Annotated in this window: 14 protein-coding genes; 12 read left to right on the plus strand and 2 right to left on the minus strand. The window is 53.3% G+C overall.

The features are described from left to right. The first annotated feature begins 184 nt into the window (after nucleotides 1-184). Together NYE24_RS00740 and NYE24_RS00745 are read left to right on the plus strand one after the other, a co-directional pair. Nucleotides 185-739: a copper amine oxidase gene (locus NYE24_RS00740; protein ID WP_342477813.1), complete on the plus strand. Its 555-nt coding sequence runs from the start codon at nucleotides 185-187 to the stop codon at nucleotides 737-739. 83 nt (nucleotides 740-822) lie between these two features. Beyond that, nucleotides 823-1,146 carry a DUF1292 domain-containing protein gene (locus NYE24_RS00745; RefSeq protein ID WP_019911532.1) on the plus strand — a complete coding sequence of 108 codons (324 nt, stop codon included), beginning with the start codon at nucleotides 823-825 and terminating at the stop codon, nucleotides 1,144-1,146. A 77-nt stretch (nucleotides 1,147-1,223) separates the two neighbouring features. On the opposite strand, the gene NYE24_RS00750 is transcribed toward NYE24_RS00745, so the two are convergent. Beyond that, nucleotides 1,224-2,699 carry an aminotransferase class I/II-fold pyridoxal phosphate-dependent enzyme gene (locus NYE24_RS00750; RefSeq protein WP_036695030.1) on the minus strand — a complete coding sequence of 492 codons (1,476 nt, stop codon included), beginning with the start codon at nucleotides 2,697-2,699 and terminating at the stop codon, nucleotides 1,224-1,226. Between the two features lie 143 nt (nucleotides 2,700-2,842). Here NYE24_RS00750 and NYE24_RS00755 point away from each other — a divergent pair, with 143 nt between their 5' ends. From NYE24_RS00755 to NYE24_RS00770, 4 genes are all read left to right on the plus strand, one after another. Beyond that, nucleotides 2,843-4,132 (plus strand): MFS transporter, encoded by a 1,290-nt coding sequence (locus NYE24_RS00755; RefSeq protein ID WP_342477814.1) that lies wholly within the window; start codon nucleotides 2,843-2,845, stop codon nucleotides 4,130-4,132. Between the two features lie 328 nt (nucleotides 4,133-4,460). Continuing rightward, nucleotides 4,461-5,057: a hypothetical protein gene (locus tag NYE24_RS00760; RefSeq protein ID WP_342477815.1), complete on the plus strand. Its 597-nt coding sequence runs from the start codon at nucleotides 4,461-4,463 to the stop codon at nucleotides 5,055-5,057. A gap of 363 nt (nucleotides 5,058-5,420) precedes the next feature. Next, the gene (gene gndA, locus NYE24_RS00765; RefSeq protein WP_036695028.1) at nucleotides 5,421-6,833 is read left to right on the plus strand and encodes an NADP-dependent phosphogluconate dehydrogenase; all 1,413 of its coding nucleotides are present in this window, start codon (nucleotides 5,421-5,423) and stop codon (nucleotides 6,831-6,833) included. A gap of 190 nt (nucleotides 6,834-7,023) precedes the next feature. Continuing rightward, on the plus strand, nucleotides 7,024-7,530 hold the full coding sequence (locus NYE24_RS00770) for a shikimate kinase (protein WP_036695027.1): 507 nt from the start codon (nucleotides 7,024-7,026) through the stop codon (nucleotides 7,528-7,530). A 38-nt stretch (nucleotides 7,531-7,568) separates the two neighbouring features. On the opposite strand, the gene NYE24_RS00775 is transcribed toward NYE24_RS00770, so the two are convergent. Then, on the minus strand, nucleotides 7,569-7,877 hold the full coding sequence (locus NYE24_RS00775; protein ID WP_036695026.1) for a rhodanese-like domain-containing protein: 309 nt from the start codon (nucleotides 7,875-7,877) through the stop codon (nucleotides 7,569-7,571). A 126-nt stretch (nucleotides 7,878-8,003) separates the two neighbouring features. Here NYE24_RS00775 and aroA point away from each other — a divergent pair, with 126 nt between their 5' ends. The 6 genes from aroA (at nucleotide 8,004) to ptsP (ending at nucleotide 15,459) form a co-directional block, all read left to right on the plus strand. Beyond that, a complete protein-coding gene (gene aroA, locus NYE24_RS00780; RefSeq protein WP_036695025.1) occupies nucleotides 8,004-9,296 on the plus strand; it encodes a 3-phosphoshikimate 1-carboxyvinyltransferase in 1,293 nt (430 codons plus the stop codon). Continuing rightward, on the plus strand, nucleotides 9,284-9,850 hold the full coding sequence (locus tag NYE24_RS00785) for a GNAT family N-acetyltransferase (RefSeq protein ID WP_342477816.1): 567 nt from the start codon (nucleotides 9,284-9,286) through the stop codon (nucleotides 9,848-9,850). The genes aroA and NYE24_RS00785 overlap by 13 nt, the downstream gene beginning before the upstream one ends. A gap of 165 nt (nucleotides 9,851-10,015) precedes the next feature. Continuing rightward, a complete protein-coding gene (locus NYE24_RS00790) occupies nucleotides 10,016-10,450 on the plus strand; it encodes a CoA-binding protein (protein ID WP_341023278.1) in 435 nt (144 codons plus the stop codon). A gap of 225 nt (nucleotides 10,451-10,675) precedes the next feature. After that, nucleotides 10,676-11,347: a hypothetical protein gene (locus NYE24_RS00795; protein WP_342477817.1), complete on the plus strand. Its 672-nt coding sequence runs from the start codon at nucleotides 10,676-10,678 to the stop codon at nucleotides 11,345-11,347. Nucleotides 11,348-11,809: 462 nt separating this feature from the next. After that, a complete protein-coding gene (locus tag NYE24_RS00800; RefSeq protein WP_036695021.1) occupies nucleotides 11,810-13,696 on the plus strand; it encodes a glucose PTS transporter subunit IIA in 1,887 nt (628 codons plus the stop codon). Next, complete coding sequence (gene ptsP, locus NYE24_RS00805; protein ID WP_036695020.1) at nucleotides 13,693-15,459, plus strand: phosphoenolpyruvate--protein phosphotransferase; 1,767 nt, start codon at nucleotides 13,693-13,695, stop codon at nucleotides 15,457-15,459. The genes NYE24_RS00800 and ptsP overlap by 4 nt, the downstream gene beginning before the upstream one ends. Nucleotides 15,460-15,624: the final 165 nt, after the last annotated feature.

A 15,624-nucleotide genomic window follows, 5' to 3' on the forward strand; every position in this document is an offset into this window, starting at 1 on the left:
CTAAGGGCGACTGCGGACTCCCTTGCCATGCATCGTTAAGGTCTGCGTACAAGCCGAAACCGGTTGCACGAGGGCTTGATTTTCTTTTCTTCTGCAAAAAGAAATAAATCCCTGAATTCTGCGCAACTTGTCGAAGGCTTAACAGTATACATTAACAGCATGAATTATTTGGAGGGGCTTTACAATGAGATGGAGAAAAATTGCTCTGTGCACGGTTGTGTTTTTCATGATGGGAAGCTCCTATTTGTTCGCGGACGCTGTGAACCAGAAGATCAAAGTATGGAGCAATGGAAAGGAAATAGCCGATGGCGGCTATTTGATTGATGGCAAGACCTATATTCCCGCCAGGGAGGCAGGGGGCGTCGTCAGCTGGGACGGCTCGGGCAGAGTGACGATCCTCAAGCCGAATGTTCATATCGTATTGTTCAAAGGCGACACGGTATTCGGCAATGTCAACACAGGTAAGCTGAAGATGAAGATTCTAACGCAGGTGGACAGCCTGAAGGACAGCATCGCTGCCGTGAAGGTGGCAATCACCGACCCTGCCGGGAATGTGAAGGATATTCTCGAGGATGCCGTCGGCTCCAAGAATGAGGATTTCTGGTTCTCTACACCGGAGTTCACCTATGATTTCAAGGAACCGGGAAAATATAGCGTAGGGTTCTTCATGAAGGCATCGAGGAACGGAGATTACATTCTTGTGTCCGAGAAGGTAGTTACGGCCTCATCCAAGAATTAAGTCCCTCCTGCAAATTGACCTGTCCTTATCTTACGTGTTACGATACCAAATGTAGGATAATTCAATTAAAGTGAGGTATTACAATGAGCGATCACAAACATGAGCATGGCCATGAACATGGTGAAGCATGCGGTTGCGGACATGATCACGACCATGAGCACGAGGAGTTTGTGCTGACCTTGACGAACGAGCAGGGCGAAGATGTAGAAATGGTACTGGTGGAAACGTTCGACGTAGGCGAGAAGTTGTACGCCCTGCTGCTTGAGCGCGAGAATCCTGAAGCAGACGGAATCATCCTTCGTATGGAAGAAGAAGACGAGGAAATGGTTCTGTACAACATTGAAGATGAGGCTGAATGGAAAGCTGTTGAAGAAGCTTATAACGAGCTGCTTGCCCAGCAAGAATAGATTTCAGGCATTCATGCAAAACCCCGATACTCTATACGTATCGGGGTTTTGCATGTCGCACTGCTATAGGACAAGCCTTAGGAGATAGGCTCTGCTTCGACGATCACCTTCACATTGGTAATGCTGCGGTCCTCGGGTCCTTTGACAGGCAGTCCGATTTCTACATGGTCGATGATATAGTCGATATTATCCTGGGTAATAACTTCTCCAGGGAGAAGAATTGGAATTCCCGGCGGATAGACGTAGATGAATTCTGCAATGATATAGCCGGCAGATTCCCGGAAAGGAACCAGCTGCGTATCCGCGTAGAAGGCATCTCTCGGGATCAGGGCCAGCTGCGGGATATTCGGCACCTGTACCTTAAGCTCATAGATTTCACCCTTGCTGTAATGGATCGCTGAGAGCACCTGCAAGGCCGCAAGCAGCTTATCTACCGATTCCTGTGTATCTCCAGGGGTAATCAGGCAAAGAATATTATACATGTCGCTGAGTTCAACTTCGATGTTATACTTCTGCCGGAGCCAGTTCTCAGTCTCGTAACCGGTAATGCCCAGATGCCGGACATGGATGTTCAGCTTCGTCGGATCATGATTGAAGGTAGCTTCTGTTCCGAGAATTTCTTTGCCGAAGCTGTACAGCCCCTCGATCTCATTAATCGAGTTACGGGCATAATTGGACAGGGCAATGGTTCTCGCTGCCATCTCATGACCGTTCAGGGCAAGGTTGCGTCTGGAGGTATCCAGAGAGGCAAGCAGAATATATGAAGTTGAAGTGGTGGTCAGCATGCTGAGAATGGTCTGTACCCGCTGTGGGTTGACAAGACCCGTCTTGGCATTGAGGTTCAGTACCGAGCTCTGCGTCATGGAGCCGCCCAGCTTATGCACACTGGTTGCTGCCAGGTCTGCACCGGCCTGCATGGCCGATACCGGTAAGTCCTCATGAAAATGAATCAGTACTCCATGTGCCTCGTCCACAAGTACGGGAACCCCGTAACTATGGGCCAGGTCGACAATCGAACGGAGGTCGGCGCATACGCCAAAATACGTTGGATTGATAACGAGGACACCCTTGGCATCCGGATGGCGCCTTAAAGCCCGTTCCAGCGAGCTGGTGGTTATGCCGTGGTCTATCCCAAGATTCTCATCCTGTACAGGAGAGACGAAAATAGGCTTGGCTCCGGAGAAAATAATGGCCGACATCACCGATTTGTGAATATTGCGCGGCACAATAATTTTGTCTCCTTCTGAGCAGACAGAGAGGATCATAGTCATGATGGCATTGCTCGTGCCTTGTACACTGAAATACGTGTAATCGGCGCCGAAAGCCTCTGCAGCCAGCTTCTGAGCTTCAAGAATAACCCCGGTGGGCTGATGAAGATCATCAAGCGGTGCAATATTGATCAAATCTATGGATAGAGCGTTATCGCCGATAAACTCACGGAATTCGGCATCGGTCCCTAGCCCCTTCTTATGTCCCGGAATATGGAATTGAACTGGATTTCCGGCGGCATGCTTTTTGAGAGCAGTGAAGAGGGGAGTAGCTTGTTGATTCATTTAATGCTGTCACAACCTTTCGCGAAGAGTAGTTTTAGATTTCGCTGAAGCAAAAGGCGTCCCCGGAGGGGCAGAATACCTATTTCTACTTGAGCAAGCATCAGTATAACAAATCAATCAACATAATACTAGGATGTGATGAAATGTCTGGCAAAGTAGCGCAACGTATGCATATCAGTTTAGCCTCACCGTTCATATTAGAAATGTGGATCATTATTTTCCTGGTCGAATTCGTAAAAGGATCGCTGCTGGTAGCTCTGCTGCCGGTCTATATGGAGAATATTCTGGGCCTCTCCGTAACGGTGGTGGGGTTCGCCTTCGCGCTGCAGTATCTTGGAGATAACCTGTTCCGCAGCCCGTTCGGCTGGGTGATGGAGCGGATCGGTTACCGCTGGACGATGACTGGTGCTCTGGTGCTGCTAGTGGTGGCTGTCGGGCTGATCATCTATGCCAAAGATGCCGTAAGCTTGTCCATCGCCTGTCTGATTCTGGGGATCGGTACCTCGCCGCTCTGGCCTTGTACGATGACGGGCATCACCGAATTGGCAGGCTCTACCCAGAGCGGCAGCAGCGGCGCAGCCATGGGGGCGGTGGAGATGGCCTCACTGGCTGGAACCGGCGTCGGTCCGATTATCGTCAATTTCATGATGGATCATGGCGGACAGGGCTACCGGACGGTCTTCCTGGTGCTGATGGGCTTCGCTGCCGCTGTTGTAGCCGTGGCGCTGTTCCTGCCTTCGAAGATCGGCGGTCATGCGCCGCGCGCTGTCCGCGAGATATCGGCGGAGGGGCCGCCGATGCCGCGTAAGCCAGTAAGGCCGCTCCAGAGTCTGAAGCGTACCTGGCAGCAGGTCACCTCCTCCCTGAAGGTAAGCCGCCTGCTGTTCCCGGCGTTGTTCCTGCAGGCTTTTGCGATCGGGCTTATGACGCCGGTGGTCACCTTGTTCGCACGCTCGGAGCTGCATGTCACCCCCAACCAGTTCAGTCTGCTGCTGATTGCCGGTGGCGGGATTACCGTGCTGACGCTTATTCCGGCAGGGAAGCTGGTCGATAAGGTCGGCACCTCCATCTTCCTCAATATCGGCTTCCTGCTGGCAGCCTGCTCCATGGCCTTCTTCTCACAGGTCCGCTGGCTGCCGCTGGCCTTCGTGGCGGTGGCGATGGTCGGGATCAGCTATGCGCTGATTCTTCCGGCGTGGAACGCCTTCCTCGCCAAGCAGGTGCCGGAGGGCGAGCGCGGAACCGTCTGGGGGCTCTTCCTGACGCTCCAGGGCTCAGGCATGGTTGCTGGTCCGGTCGTGTCAGGTAAGCTGTGGGATACGGTCAGCCACGGTGCGCCTTTTCTGGCCAGTGCCGGAGTAATGGTTCTGTTATTCGGTCTGCATCTGCTGATTGTTCACCGGACGAAGCTGAAGCACGGCAGAGCGCACTGAGTAGAGCGAGCACAGGGTAGTGAACCTGGTGTGGAAAGGCAAGAAGCCGCAGACCCCCTGAAAAGGAGGTAAAATGCGGCTTTATTGCTGTTTTTGCGTATAATAAGACTGGCGAATACCTCCTAATGTGGGTCCCGGCGTTTGGAAAAGGTTTAAAACGGGTAAAAATAGTCAATAAACCAAGTTACCGCTACATAATATGAAGTATAAAATAAGTGTAAGCCAAACAAAGAACCAAGGTGCAAGCGGAGGTCCGGCAGTCTGTTCTACTCTTAGGTTAGGCCATGAAGCTGACGATGCTTAAATCAAGCAGTTAGGGGGGAGTGCCGTGAACAAAAACGATGAAGTGGAGTACTGCAATCTGGAGCTGCGGTTTGACAGACAACATATCCAGGATCTAATCAAGGACTTGATCAAGGAAGGTTATTCCCTGTACTGGAGTGAGAACGAGAGTGTTTTTCTTATTTCGGTGCGCACCGGCCGCAAGCTTGTGAAGCTGCGCTTCCAGCGGATTAAGGACGGCTTCAAGCTGGTGGGAGACTACATGATCCGTGATGCGCGCCTGTCAGAATGGATGGAGAAGCTGATTGGGGATATGAGAGGTCATGCCGTTGTCAAGCGCTTCCGTGACCGTCAGATCATTATAGAGAATATTTTATTCGGTGAGGTTATCCGCCTCGTGGAGATTTCCGGCTATCAACAGCGGGTGCTGTACCAGAAGGGGCCGCTTTTGTCCGATCAGGAGCTGACGAAGCTGTTCTACTCCATAGAGGGCGAAGAGCGAATCCGCGACCGCAGGCTTGCCGTGGATGAACAGCTCGACTTGCTGAATGAAGCTATGCGTGAGTGCGATGCAGACGCGGTGGCAGCCAGCACAACTAGGCTTGAGCAATTGACCAGGGAGCTGGCAGCGCTGGAGTGGTAGGGTGCGAAGTGAATACATGCGGTTAAGGGCATCCCATCGCGGGGTGTCCTTTTAAATTATAAGAATGTATAGGTTTCACGCTATTCATTATCCTTCTATTTCTCGCTGAAACGGTACCGTCCTTTAAAAGGACGGCAAAGCCGTTTCCACTTGTTGTGCCTTTCTGGAGGAGGGGGTTCACTTCTGCGCACAAAACCGTTAAAATAGTCATTGTGAGCAATTTCCCTGATGGATCGAAGTTTGTCAATGAAATTGATCTCTCTTTCGCAGGCAGAACTTTGCTGTCTCTGACAAAGGGTGGTATTCTAATACTGCGAGAAATGGATTTCACAAAAATACAGGGTGTAAAGGGTGGAGAACCAGATGTCAAAACAACAAATCGGCGTTATTGGCTTGGCGGTAATGGGCAAAAATTTGGCTCTTAACATCGAGAGCAAAGGCTTCAGCGTATCCGTGTTTAACCGTTCCCCGGAGAAGACACATGATCTGGTTGCAGAAGCAGCAGGCAAAAACCTGGTGGGCACGTTCTCCGTTGAAGAGTTCGTAGGGTCGCTGGAAGTACCGCGCAAGATTCTGATCATGGTTCAGGCAGGCCAGGCTACGGATGCCACCATTGAGCAGCTTCTGCCGTTCTTGGATCAAGGCGATATCATCATCGATGGCGGGAACGCTTATTTCCCTGACACGGTACGCCGCAGCAAATATCTTGAAGACAAAGGCTTCCGCTTCGTCGGCACCGGCGTGTCCGGCGGTGAAGAAGGCGCGCTCAAGGGCCCTTCTATTATGCCAGGCGGTCAAGAAAGCGCGTATAAACTGGTTGAACCTATCCTTACGGCGATTTCAGCTCACGTGGGCGGAGAGCCTTGCTGTACATATATCGGGCCGGACGGTGCAGGACACTATGTGAAAATGGTGCATAACGGCATCGAGTACGGTGACATGCAGCTGATCGGCGAAGCCTACCACTTGCTCAAGGACGTCCTGGGTCTGGATGCCAAGGAGCTGCACAGCACCTTCGCAGAATGGAACAACGGCGAGCTGGACAGCTATCTGATCGAAATTACGAAGGATATCTTCGCCCAGTATGACGAAGAGACCGGCAAGCCAATGGTGGATGTCATCCTTGACGCTGCCGGACAAAAGGGTACCGGCAAGTGGACAAGCCAAAGCTCGCTGGATCTCGGCGTGCCGCTGTCCATGATTACCGAATCTGTCTTCTCCCGCTTCCTGTCTGCTATGAAGGAAGAACGCGTTGAAGCCAGCAAGGTGCTGAGCGGACCTGCTACAGCTCCATTTGACGGCGACAAAGCTGAATTCATTGAGAACGTGCGCAAAGCATTGTTCGCCAGTAAGATCGTATCGTATGCTCAGGGCTTCGCCCAGCTGCGTGTGGCTTCTGACGAATACGGCTGGAATCTGAAATACGGCGAGCTGGCCAAGATCTGGCGCGGCGGCTGCATTATCCGTTCCCGGTTCCTGCAGAACATCACGGATGCTTATGAGAGCAATGCAGAGCTGAAGAACCTTCTGCTTGATCCGTTCTTCAAGGATGTTATGGACAACTACCAGTCGGCATGGCGCAAGGTTATCGCTTCGGCTGTAACTCTGGGTATTCCGGTTCCTGGATTCTCCAGCGCCCTTGCATACTACGACAGCTACCGTACAGAACGTCTTCCGGCGAACCTGCTGCAAGCACAGCGCGATTACTTCGGCGCTCACACCTTCAAGCGTGTGGACAAAGAAGGCGTGTTCCACCACAACTGGCTGGCAGAGTAACAGGCAGCGTTCAGGTTAATGTTAGGAACCCGAGATGCTTTCCGCTTCATGCGGAGGGCTTTCGGGTTTTTTGCATCCATGAGGCATAGCCATGGCAGGTATAGCCCGCTTCAAAATGAAGGCTGCCGGCATTGTGCAAACTTTTCACCCTGTGTTATGATATGACAAATGTCGCGGCTTGGAGGTAGTTATGGACGATCGAAATATCATTCTCGTCGGGATGATGGCTACGGGGAAATCCACAGTAGGCGCCATTCTGGCCGAGGAGCTTGACTATGAACTGATTGATCTGGATGCAGTGATTACCGGAAGAGAGGGCCGCAGTATTGCGGATATCTTCGCAGATGGCGGAGAGCAGGCATTCCGGAGCATTGAATCAGAAGTACTTCAGGAAATGTTGCAGGGAGAACGAAGAGTGATCTCAACTGGCGGCGGGGCGGTACTTGCGCCCGGAAATGCCGAAGTCATGTTGGAGCATGGATTCGTTGTGGCCCTTACAGCCTCTGAGGATACCATTATTGAACGGGTCAGCGGGGATGAGAACCGGCCGCTGCTCGCCGGCAATGCGGCAAACCGGGTCCGTTCCATTCTGGAACAGCGCAGGGAAGCTTACCGTTTCGCGCATTGCACGGTCGATACAACGGAACTGAATGTGGCTGAGGTCTCGCAATACATTTTACTGCGTTACCGCGATTGAGCTTTTATGTGTGTTGGCGACATGCATCAGGATGAAGCTTATTCCGCACTGGTATCATCCCACTCAATCATGCCGCCGCTCAGGTTAGAGCCTTGAATGCCGAATTGCTGCAGATATTCACAGACCCGCTGGCTGCGGTTGCCGGAACGGCAGATGAAGATGATCTCAGTGTCTGCCGGAAGCTTCTCCGTCTGCTGCGGGATCTGGCCCATCGGGATATGCTGCGCGCCGGGAATCATGCCGAAGGCAACCTCATCCTCTTCACGGACATCGATCAGTACAAGCTCTTCGCCGGCAGCGAGCCGCTTACGCAGCTCCTGCGGTGTAATTTGCGGAATTTCATTCATGGTAGTACCCTCTTTTCTGCCCGAATGGGAATGGATTCTCTTCACGCAATGATAACACAACTGCGGATTACCCTGTCAAACAGGCCCGTACATACAGACTATATATGATGAAGGAGCGCTTATACTATGGACGTTATTGTTAGGCCTACGCCGACGCTGCAAGGAGAATTCGGAGCCCTGTCCTCCAAAAATTACACCACGCGCTACCTGCTGGTAGCCGCTCTCTCTGAAGGAGTCAGCACGATCTACCATCCTGCCCACAGCGAGGACAGCGACGCGATCCGCAGATGTATCGCCGATCTTGGCGCAGTCCTAACCGAAGATGATGAGAAAATCGTAGTGCAGGGGTTCGGACGCCATCCCCGTGACGTCAAGGAGCTGAATGTTGGGAATGCCGGCGCCGTGCTCCGCTTCCTGATGGCAGTGGCTGCGCTTAGCCCGGAGGTTACCTTCGTGAATACGTATCCCGATTCTCTGGGCAAGCGGCCGCATGACGACCTCATTCTGGCACTGGGGCAGCTCGGCGTGGAAGTAGAGCATAATAACGGAAGGCTGCCGATTACGATCCGCGGCGGCAAGCCGCAGGGTGGACGGATTACCGTCTCCGGCGCTGTCAGCTCACAGTATCTCAGCGCACTCTTATTCCTGACCCCGCTGCTTGAAGAAGACAGTGAGATCATCGTGCTGGATGATCTGAAATCCAAGGTGGTCATCGGCCAGACGCTGGAGGTGCTGGAGCAGGCCGGGATCATTGTACATGCGGCGGATGATTATATGTCCTTCAAGGTGCCTGGACGCCAGACCTATGCAGCCAAGACCTATACGGTGCAAGGCGATTATCCGGGATCAGCCGCAGTGCTTGCGGCCGCAGCGGTGACGAAGTCGGATGTGACCATTCACCGGCTGGCTGAGAGAAGCAAGCAGGGGGAGCGGGCTATTGTCGATGTGCTGCGAATGATGGAGGTGCCGCTCACCCATGAGAACGGAACAGTGCATGTGCAGGGGAACGGCATTCTGAAGGCAGTAGAATTCGACGGTGATGCGGCAACCGATGCGGTGCTGGCTATGGTGGCCGCGGCGGTTTTTGCCGAAGGGACCTCACGCTTCTATAATGTGGAGAATCTGCGCTACAAGGAATGCGACCGCATCACGGACTACCTGGCTGAGCTGACCCGGGCCGGTGCGAAGGTCGAGGAACGCAGGGACGAGATCATTGTGCATGGTACACCGGAAGGCGTGGAAGGCGGCGTAACGATTAATGCCCACTATGACCACCGTGTGATTATGGCGCTTACTGTAGTAGGTCTGCGGGCCCGCCAGCCGCTGCTCATCAAGGATGCCCATCATGTGGCGAAGTCTTATCCGCAGTATTTCGATCATCTGCGCTTGCTGGGTGCGGATGTGGAATGGGTGAAGTGAGCATTCTAGGTTCTTTAAGCATCACACCTCTTGCTCCGGAAGATATCTCTTCTGTATCGAAGCTGTTCAAGGTGACGATCGCCGACGCCTTCGAACGGGAAGGATTGGGGCACCTGCAGGCAGACATCCGGCAGGAGACCGCAGCCAAGATACAGATGGCCAATGCTGCGCTGAATCCGCAGGATACGGATGTGTATTTCTGGCTGGCCAGAAGCGGTGGAGTGGTTATCGGCACGGTTTCTTATGCGCCTTGCGGAGAGGACATACGGAACTGCACCGATAACCGCCTATCGGCTGTCGGTGAGCTGGGAAGCTTGTATGTCCTGCCTGAATTTCAGGGGCAGGGTGTAGGCTCAGCTTTAATTGAGGAGGTCACGGTCTTTCTCAGAAAGCGGGGGATTTCCGAATTCTGCCTGGACAGCGGATATAAGCGGGCGCAGGACAGATGGCTGCGGAAATTCGGAACGCCCCATGCAGCAGTGCAGGATTATTGGGGGCCGGATTCCATTCATATGGTATGGCTGTGCAGCTTGGGGCACCCAGAGGATTCGTAGATCCAGATATAAATGAACAGGTTACGTAAGGCTGACGGGAATTTGGAACTTCTGGTGCGGCGCTGTATGATATAGGTGTTGCTGAAAATGACAGAACCGTGGCTGAAGCGGCAAGCAGTGCTGCGGAGGGCATGGACGAAATCAGACGGAAGGGGAAATACACACATGAGCTTTGAGAACCCTAGCAGGGAAGAGATCGGCGAGATACTGGCTGCGGCAGGCAATATCGCTGTTGTTGGCCTATCCGACAAAACAGACCGCACCTCATACATGGTTGCAGGGGCTATGCAGAGCCGGGGCTACCGGATCATTCCGGTCAACCCGTCAGTGGACGGGGAGATCCTGGGCGAGAAATGCTACCATACGCTGGCGGAGATTCCGGAGCCGGTGGATATTGTGAATGTGTTCCGCCGCAGTGAATACTGCGCGGCTGTTGCGCAGGAGGCTGCTGATATCGGCGCACGTGTGCTTTGGCTGCAGCAAGGGATCATTAGTCAAGAGGCGGCGGACATTGCCGCTGCCAATCATATGATCGCGATCATGGACCGCTGCATTAAGGTGGAGGAAGCGATTACGATGAAGGGCCGGAGCCGGGGATAAGACGATTCGCATGTATGATCAGGTGTGCAGATACCGGATATACTTGTAGGTCAAAGCTATCCAGATTTAATTTTGCCAAACGTCCCTCAGACCTGGTTGCAGTATTCTTGATTAGTTCTCGCTAACAATTATTGAAATGATTTACACAGACGAAGAACGTCCTTTACTCCATTAACAAGGGGAGAAGGGCGTTTTTTTGCATTTTCCGGGAGGGGGAAGGTAGATATGGAATTTGAAATGGCACACAGCAGCTTTATGGAGGCACATACGAATGAAAGAACGGGTGAACGGAGGGGGAGGCTGCTGCGCGGACATAACTATGCGGAGAAGCTGTTTCTGCAGAATGTATGGTGGCCGCTATTCGAGTCACTGGAGCATCTGCACCCTGAATATGAGGTGTACGACTGGAACCGGAAGTCGCAGTTTCTGGATTTTGCTTTTCTGCTGCAGAACGGAACCCGCTTTGGCATCGAATGTGACGGTTATCAGAGCCATATCAAGGATATGGACCGGGAAAAATTCAACTATGCGCTGAACCGGGACACCTTCCTTACCGGGATGGGCTGGAAGATGCTGCACTTCTCGTTCGACGATATTCAGCAGCGTCCCGAAGTGTGCCGGATGCTGCTGCAGCTGGCGCTGGCACCGTTTTTGGCGCGGAGTAGAGTGGCCGGAGCACAACTGTTGTCTGGAGAAAAAGACGTATTACGTTTAGCCTGGCAGATTGGAAGACCCCTTCGTCCTAAGGATGTTACAGACTATTTTCAGATCAACTATAGAACGGCGCGCAAGCTGCTCAGCGCTCTGAGCGAGAAAGGACTGCTCCAGCCTGTCGCTGGCGGAAGAGGGATAAGATCCTATGAACTGAGGCCAATGCATCAGGATCAGAGTTGGTGAGAAGACGGAACTTCATTGGTTAAAAGGCTTTGAATAGTCGCAGCCGCACCAGTGTGAATGTATTTTGTACATTAGAATTTAGTCAAAACCCGCGATTTCGAGCTTCTGTTGCATTTTATACAGTAGAATTTTTATTTATGGTTGGTTATGATGTAATTCTGAGAATTCTAATGTACGAAATACAATAGATCGTGGATATGAGCGGAATTTCGGCCAATCTGTTGTACAAAATACAATTACCGCTCTATTGGTAGGCTGTCTATGCTCATGCTACACTTTAGCGGGTGCGAAGGGTGCGAAGGGTGCGAAGGGTGCGAAGGGTGCGAAGGGTGCGAAAGGTGCGAAGGGTGCTGACGGTGCCGTCTTCGTAGCGCGCTTCACCTCCGGTTCATCCCCAGATTCTTTTGACAAAAACTGCTGTAACGCTTACCATTCAATATAGAAAGAAAGGAGAGGGTCGCCTTGAATTGGCTCGGATCTTTGCAGCAGTTGGGCAGAGCCATTATGCTTCCTACCATGGTGCTTCCGGCGGCAGCTATCCTGCTGAGTCTGGGCAGCTTACCGTGGTCTGCATGGGGACTTTCTTCGGTATCCGAAGTGACGACGTACGCGGGGCAAGGAATATTCTATTTCATGCCTTATTTGTTTGCTGTCGGTGTAGCGTGGGGGTTGTCCAATCAGGCCGGACCGGCCGGACTGGCCGCGCTCGCAGGGATGTTCACTTATGACCGGATTGTGTCCAACATGGGAGACGGGGCTGTACAGCCTGCAACTTTAATTGGGATTATCCTTGGGATTGTAGCCGGTGTAGCGCATAACCGGTTTAAGAATATCAAGCTGCCGGAGGCGATCCAGTTTTTTGGAGGGTCGCGTTTTGTTTTGCTGTTCATGGGCTTATTCTCGGCGTTATTCGCCTGGGTCATGCTCGGAGTGTCACCGCTCTTGCAGGAGCTACTCAATGAGCTGTTCAGGGTAGTGCAGGTGACCGGCGGGTATGGAGTGTTTGTCTACGGGGTGCTATACAGGGTGCTGACGGCCTTTGGCCTGCACCATATTCTGAATAATGTGTTCTGGTTCCAATTGGGCTCCTTTACGACGCCTGACGGCAGTGCGGTCGTACAGGGGGATTTGCCGCGCTTTTTTGCCGGCGACCCTACAGCAGGTGTGTTCATGGCCGGGCTGTTCCCGATTATGATGTTCGCTCTGCCGGCAATTGCCTTTGCGATCATTCAGGAAGCACGCGAGGACCTCAAGCCCAAGATCAAGAAGACTTTTTTGCGTGCAGCTTTGGTGTGCTTTCTGACCGGCGTGTCGGAGCAGATTGAATTTGCCTTCCTGTTCGCGTCGCCGTATTTGTTTGCGCTGCATGTGGTCATGTCCGGGCTTGCGATGGTGCTGACCTACTCGCTCGGGATTCATCACGGCTTCTCCTATTCTGCGGGGACCATCGACTTCTTCCTCAACATGCATCTGTCCCAGCGGGCTTGGCTGCTGATTCCGATCGGGATCGGCTATGGCATTGTCTATTATAACGTGTTCCGCTGGGCGATCCGCCGGTTCCAGATACCTACGCCGGGCCGCGAGGAAGGCTCTGAACTGGGCGACTGGGCGGGCAATATCCCGTATCAGGCTCCGCTGATTCTGGAGGCGCTGGGCGGCAAGGAGAATATTGTGCAGGTTCAGGCCTGCATCACCCGGCTGAGATTAACGGTGCATAATGACCGCTTCATAGATACAGGGGCGCTTAAGGGGCTGGGTTCCGCAGGTATTATTAAGCTGGGCGGGGGCAATGTGCAGGTCGTCTTCGGGACGTATTCGGAGCTGATCCGTGAGGAGATTGACAAGCTGATGCTGCGCGATCTGCCGCAGGTGCTGTTCAGTGCGCCGATCCAGGGGCGTATGATGCCGATTGAAGAGGTGCCGGATCATATTTTTGCCGCGAAGCTGGTGGGGGATGGAGTGGCCTTTGTCCCGGAAAAGGGAGAGCTGGTCTCGCCCGTATTCGGCAAGGTGATGCACGTATACCCTACAATGCACGCAGTGGGCATAGCTACGCCCGAAGGGCTCGAGGTGCTCATGCATATCGGGATTGATACTTCGCAGCTTAAGGGGCCGTTTGAGGCGCTTGTACAGGAAGGTGACAGCGTGGAGCCGGGGCAGCTGCTGGTCAAGTTTGATCTGGCCTACTTGAAGGAGCATGCCGCTTCACTGGCGACACCGATGGTGATTACCAACCCGGACCGGGTCAAATCCTGGAGCTATGCGCCATTCAAAAACGTGAAAAAGGGGCAGTCTTCCGTTATGTCCGTGGTACTACATGAAAGCAATGTTGGAGGGATCGAAGCATGATACAAGGCATAGGCGCCGCAGCAGGTGTTGCCATCGGGAAGGCCTTTGTCTTGCCGAACTGGGAATGGAGTCTGCCGGACACCCAGGTCAATCCGGTGGATCTGGCGAAGGAGTTCGAACGGTTGTACGAAGGCATTCGAACCTCCAAGGACGAAATCGAGTTTATCAAAAAAGAGTTCCGCGAGGTCGTCGGACCAGAGGAATCGAGTATTTTCGATGCCCATCTGGCAATTCTGGATGATCCGGTGTTCATGAGCGAAATCCGCGGCATTATCGAACGCCAATACAAGGCGGCCGAGGTGGCGGTCAAGGAAGCGATCGACCACTTCGTGGCGATGTTCGATTTGCTCGACGATGAATATATGAAGGAGCGGGCTGTGGACATTAAGGATGTCGGTAACCGCCTGCTGAAGCATCTCCTGGGTGCGCCTGAGGTCACTCTGCCGTCGGATACCCAGCCGTACATCCTGGTAGCGAAGGAGTTGTCCCCCTCACAGCTGGCGCATTTGAATCCGGCGTATGTGCTGGGCATCGTGACGATGATGGGCGGCAAAACCTCGCATTCCTCCATCATGGCCCGTGCGCTCGGCATTCCGCTGGTGGCGGGCCTGGAGAACAAGATCCTGACTCCTATCCAGACAGGGGACATGCTGGTGCTCGATGGGGAGACCGGAGCGGTCATGATTCATCCGGATGAATCCACACTTCTTGACTTCAACACCAGACGCGCGAAGCAGCAGCGGAAGCGGGAACAATTGGAGCTGCTTGCAACCGTTGAAGCGGTGACGAAGGACGGTGTGTCTCTGCGGCTGGCCGGCAATATCAGTTCCGTGAAGGAGCTGAATATGGCGCTGAAATACGGGGCCGAGGGAGTGGGGCTGTTCCGCACAGAGTTTCTGTACATGGACCGCAGTTCTTTTCCGACAGAGGAGGAGCAGTTCGAAGTCTACAAGCTGGTCGCGGAAAAAGTCGGCAAGGAGTCCGTGGTCATCCGCACGCTTGATATCGGGGGAGACAAGCATCTGGATTACTTCCAGCTGCCGGAGGAGCAGAACCCGTTCCTTGGCTACCGGGCCATCCGGATCAGCTTGGACCGCAAGGACATGTTCAAAACCCAGATTACAGCCATTCTGCGGGCCAGTCATTACGGCAATGTCCGGATGATGTTCCCGATGATCTCTTCTGTCGAAGAGGTGCAGGCGGCCAAAGCGGTGCTGAACGAGGTGAAAAGTGAGCTGGACAGCCGGGGAGTACCGTATAACCGCGAGATGAAGGTAGGTATAATGATCGAGGTTCCGGCCGCAGTGATGATTGCCGACCTGCTGGCAGAGGAAGTGGACTTCTTCAGTATCGGCACGAATGATTTGGTGCAGTATGTACTGGCTGTGGACCGGATGAATGAGCAGATTGCCCATATGTATCATCCGTACCATCCGGGAGTGCTGCGCATGATCCGCATGACGGTGGATGCGGCACGCAGCGTAGGCATCGATGTCAGTGTATGCGGCGAGATGGCCGCAGACGAGCGCTCACTGCCGCTCTGGCTGGAGCTGGGGATCGGTGTGCTGAGCATGTCGCCGCAAGCCTTGCTGAAGGTGAAGCACCGTACGCTGAACACCCTGGCTTCTGAGGCCAGAGAGATTGCGAAGGTCTGCTTCCGCAACCGCACCAGCTCGGAGACAGAGGAGCAGCTTACAGCTTTTGTAGGACGGAGCGGATTCCCGCTGGGCGCTGGCGGAGATTCCAAAGAGAAGACGTCATAGCCTTCTAGCGGCCGAATATTATTGGCGTACAAGGACAAGTTGAACAAGAATATTGATATTAAGTCCGGGGTGAGGGTCAAGGGGGCCATACACACCGGGCTTTTTTCAATGATAAGAATGTATATGTTTTGGGGTTCCCGCAAAGTATCTGAGTCATCATCGAAG

This window comes from Paenibacillus sp. FSL H7-0350 (assembly GCF_038593195.1).
Classification (GTDB): domain Bacteria; phylum Bacillota; class Bacilli; order Paenibacillales; family Paenibacillaceae; genus Paenibacillus_AQ.

What these genes read in the sequence shown, in the direction of transcription:
- ptsP (WP_036695020.1), top strand. Translation starts at nt 13,693, where the DNA reads ATGATACAAGGCATAGGCGCCGCAGCAGGTGTTGCCATCGGGAAGGCC.
- NYE24_RS00785 (WP_342477816.1), top strand. Translation starts at nt 9,284, where the DNA reads ATGGGTGAAGTGAGCATTCTAGGTTCTTTAAGCATCACACCTCTTGCT.
- NYE24_RS00795 (WP_342477817.1), top strand. Translation starts at nt 10,676, where the DNA reads ATGGAATTTGAAATGGCACACAGCAGCTTTATGGAGGCACATACGAAT.
- NYE24_RS00770 (WP_036695027.1), top strand. Translation starts at nt 7,024, where the DNA reads ATGGACGATCGAAATATCATTCTCGTCGGGATGATGGCTACGGGGAAA.
- aroA (WP_036695025.1), top strand. Translation starts at nt 8,004, where the DNA reads ATGGACGTTATTGTTAGGCCTACGCCGACGCTGCAAGGAGAATTCGGA.
- gndA (WP_036695028.1), top strand. Translation starts at nt 5,421, where the DNA reads ATGTCAAAACAACAAATCGGCGTTATTGGCTTGGCGGTAATGGGCAAA.
- NYE24_RS00740 (WP_342477813.1), top strand. Translation starts at nt 185, where the DNA reads ATGAGATGGAGAAAAATTGCTCTGTGCACGGTTGTGTTTTTCATGATG.
- NYE24_RS00775 (WP_036695026.1), bottom strand. Translation starts at nt 7,877, where the DNA reads ATGAATGAAATTCCGCAAATTACACCGCAGGAGCTGCGTAAGCGGCTC.
- NYE24_RS00750 (WP_036695030.1), bottom strand. Translation starts at nt 2,699, where the DNA reads ATGAATCAACAAGCTACTCCCCTCTTCACTGCTCTCAAAAAGCATGCC.
- NYE24_RS00790 (WP_341023278.1), top strand. Translation starts at nt 10,016, where the DNA reads ATGAGCTTTGAGAACCCTAGCAGGGAAGAGATCGGCGAGATACTGGCT.
- NYE24_RS00755 (WP_342477814.1), top strand. Translation starts at nt 2,843, where the DNA reads ATGTCTGGCAAAGTAGCGCAACGTATGCATATCAGTTTAGCCTCACCG.
- NYE24_RS00745 (WP_019911532.1), top strand. Translation starts at nt 823, where the DNA reads ATGAGCGATCACAAACATGAGCATGGCCATGAACATGGTGAAGCATGC.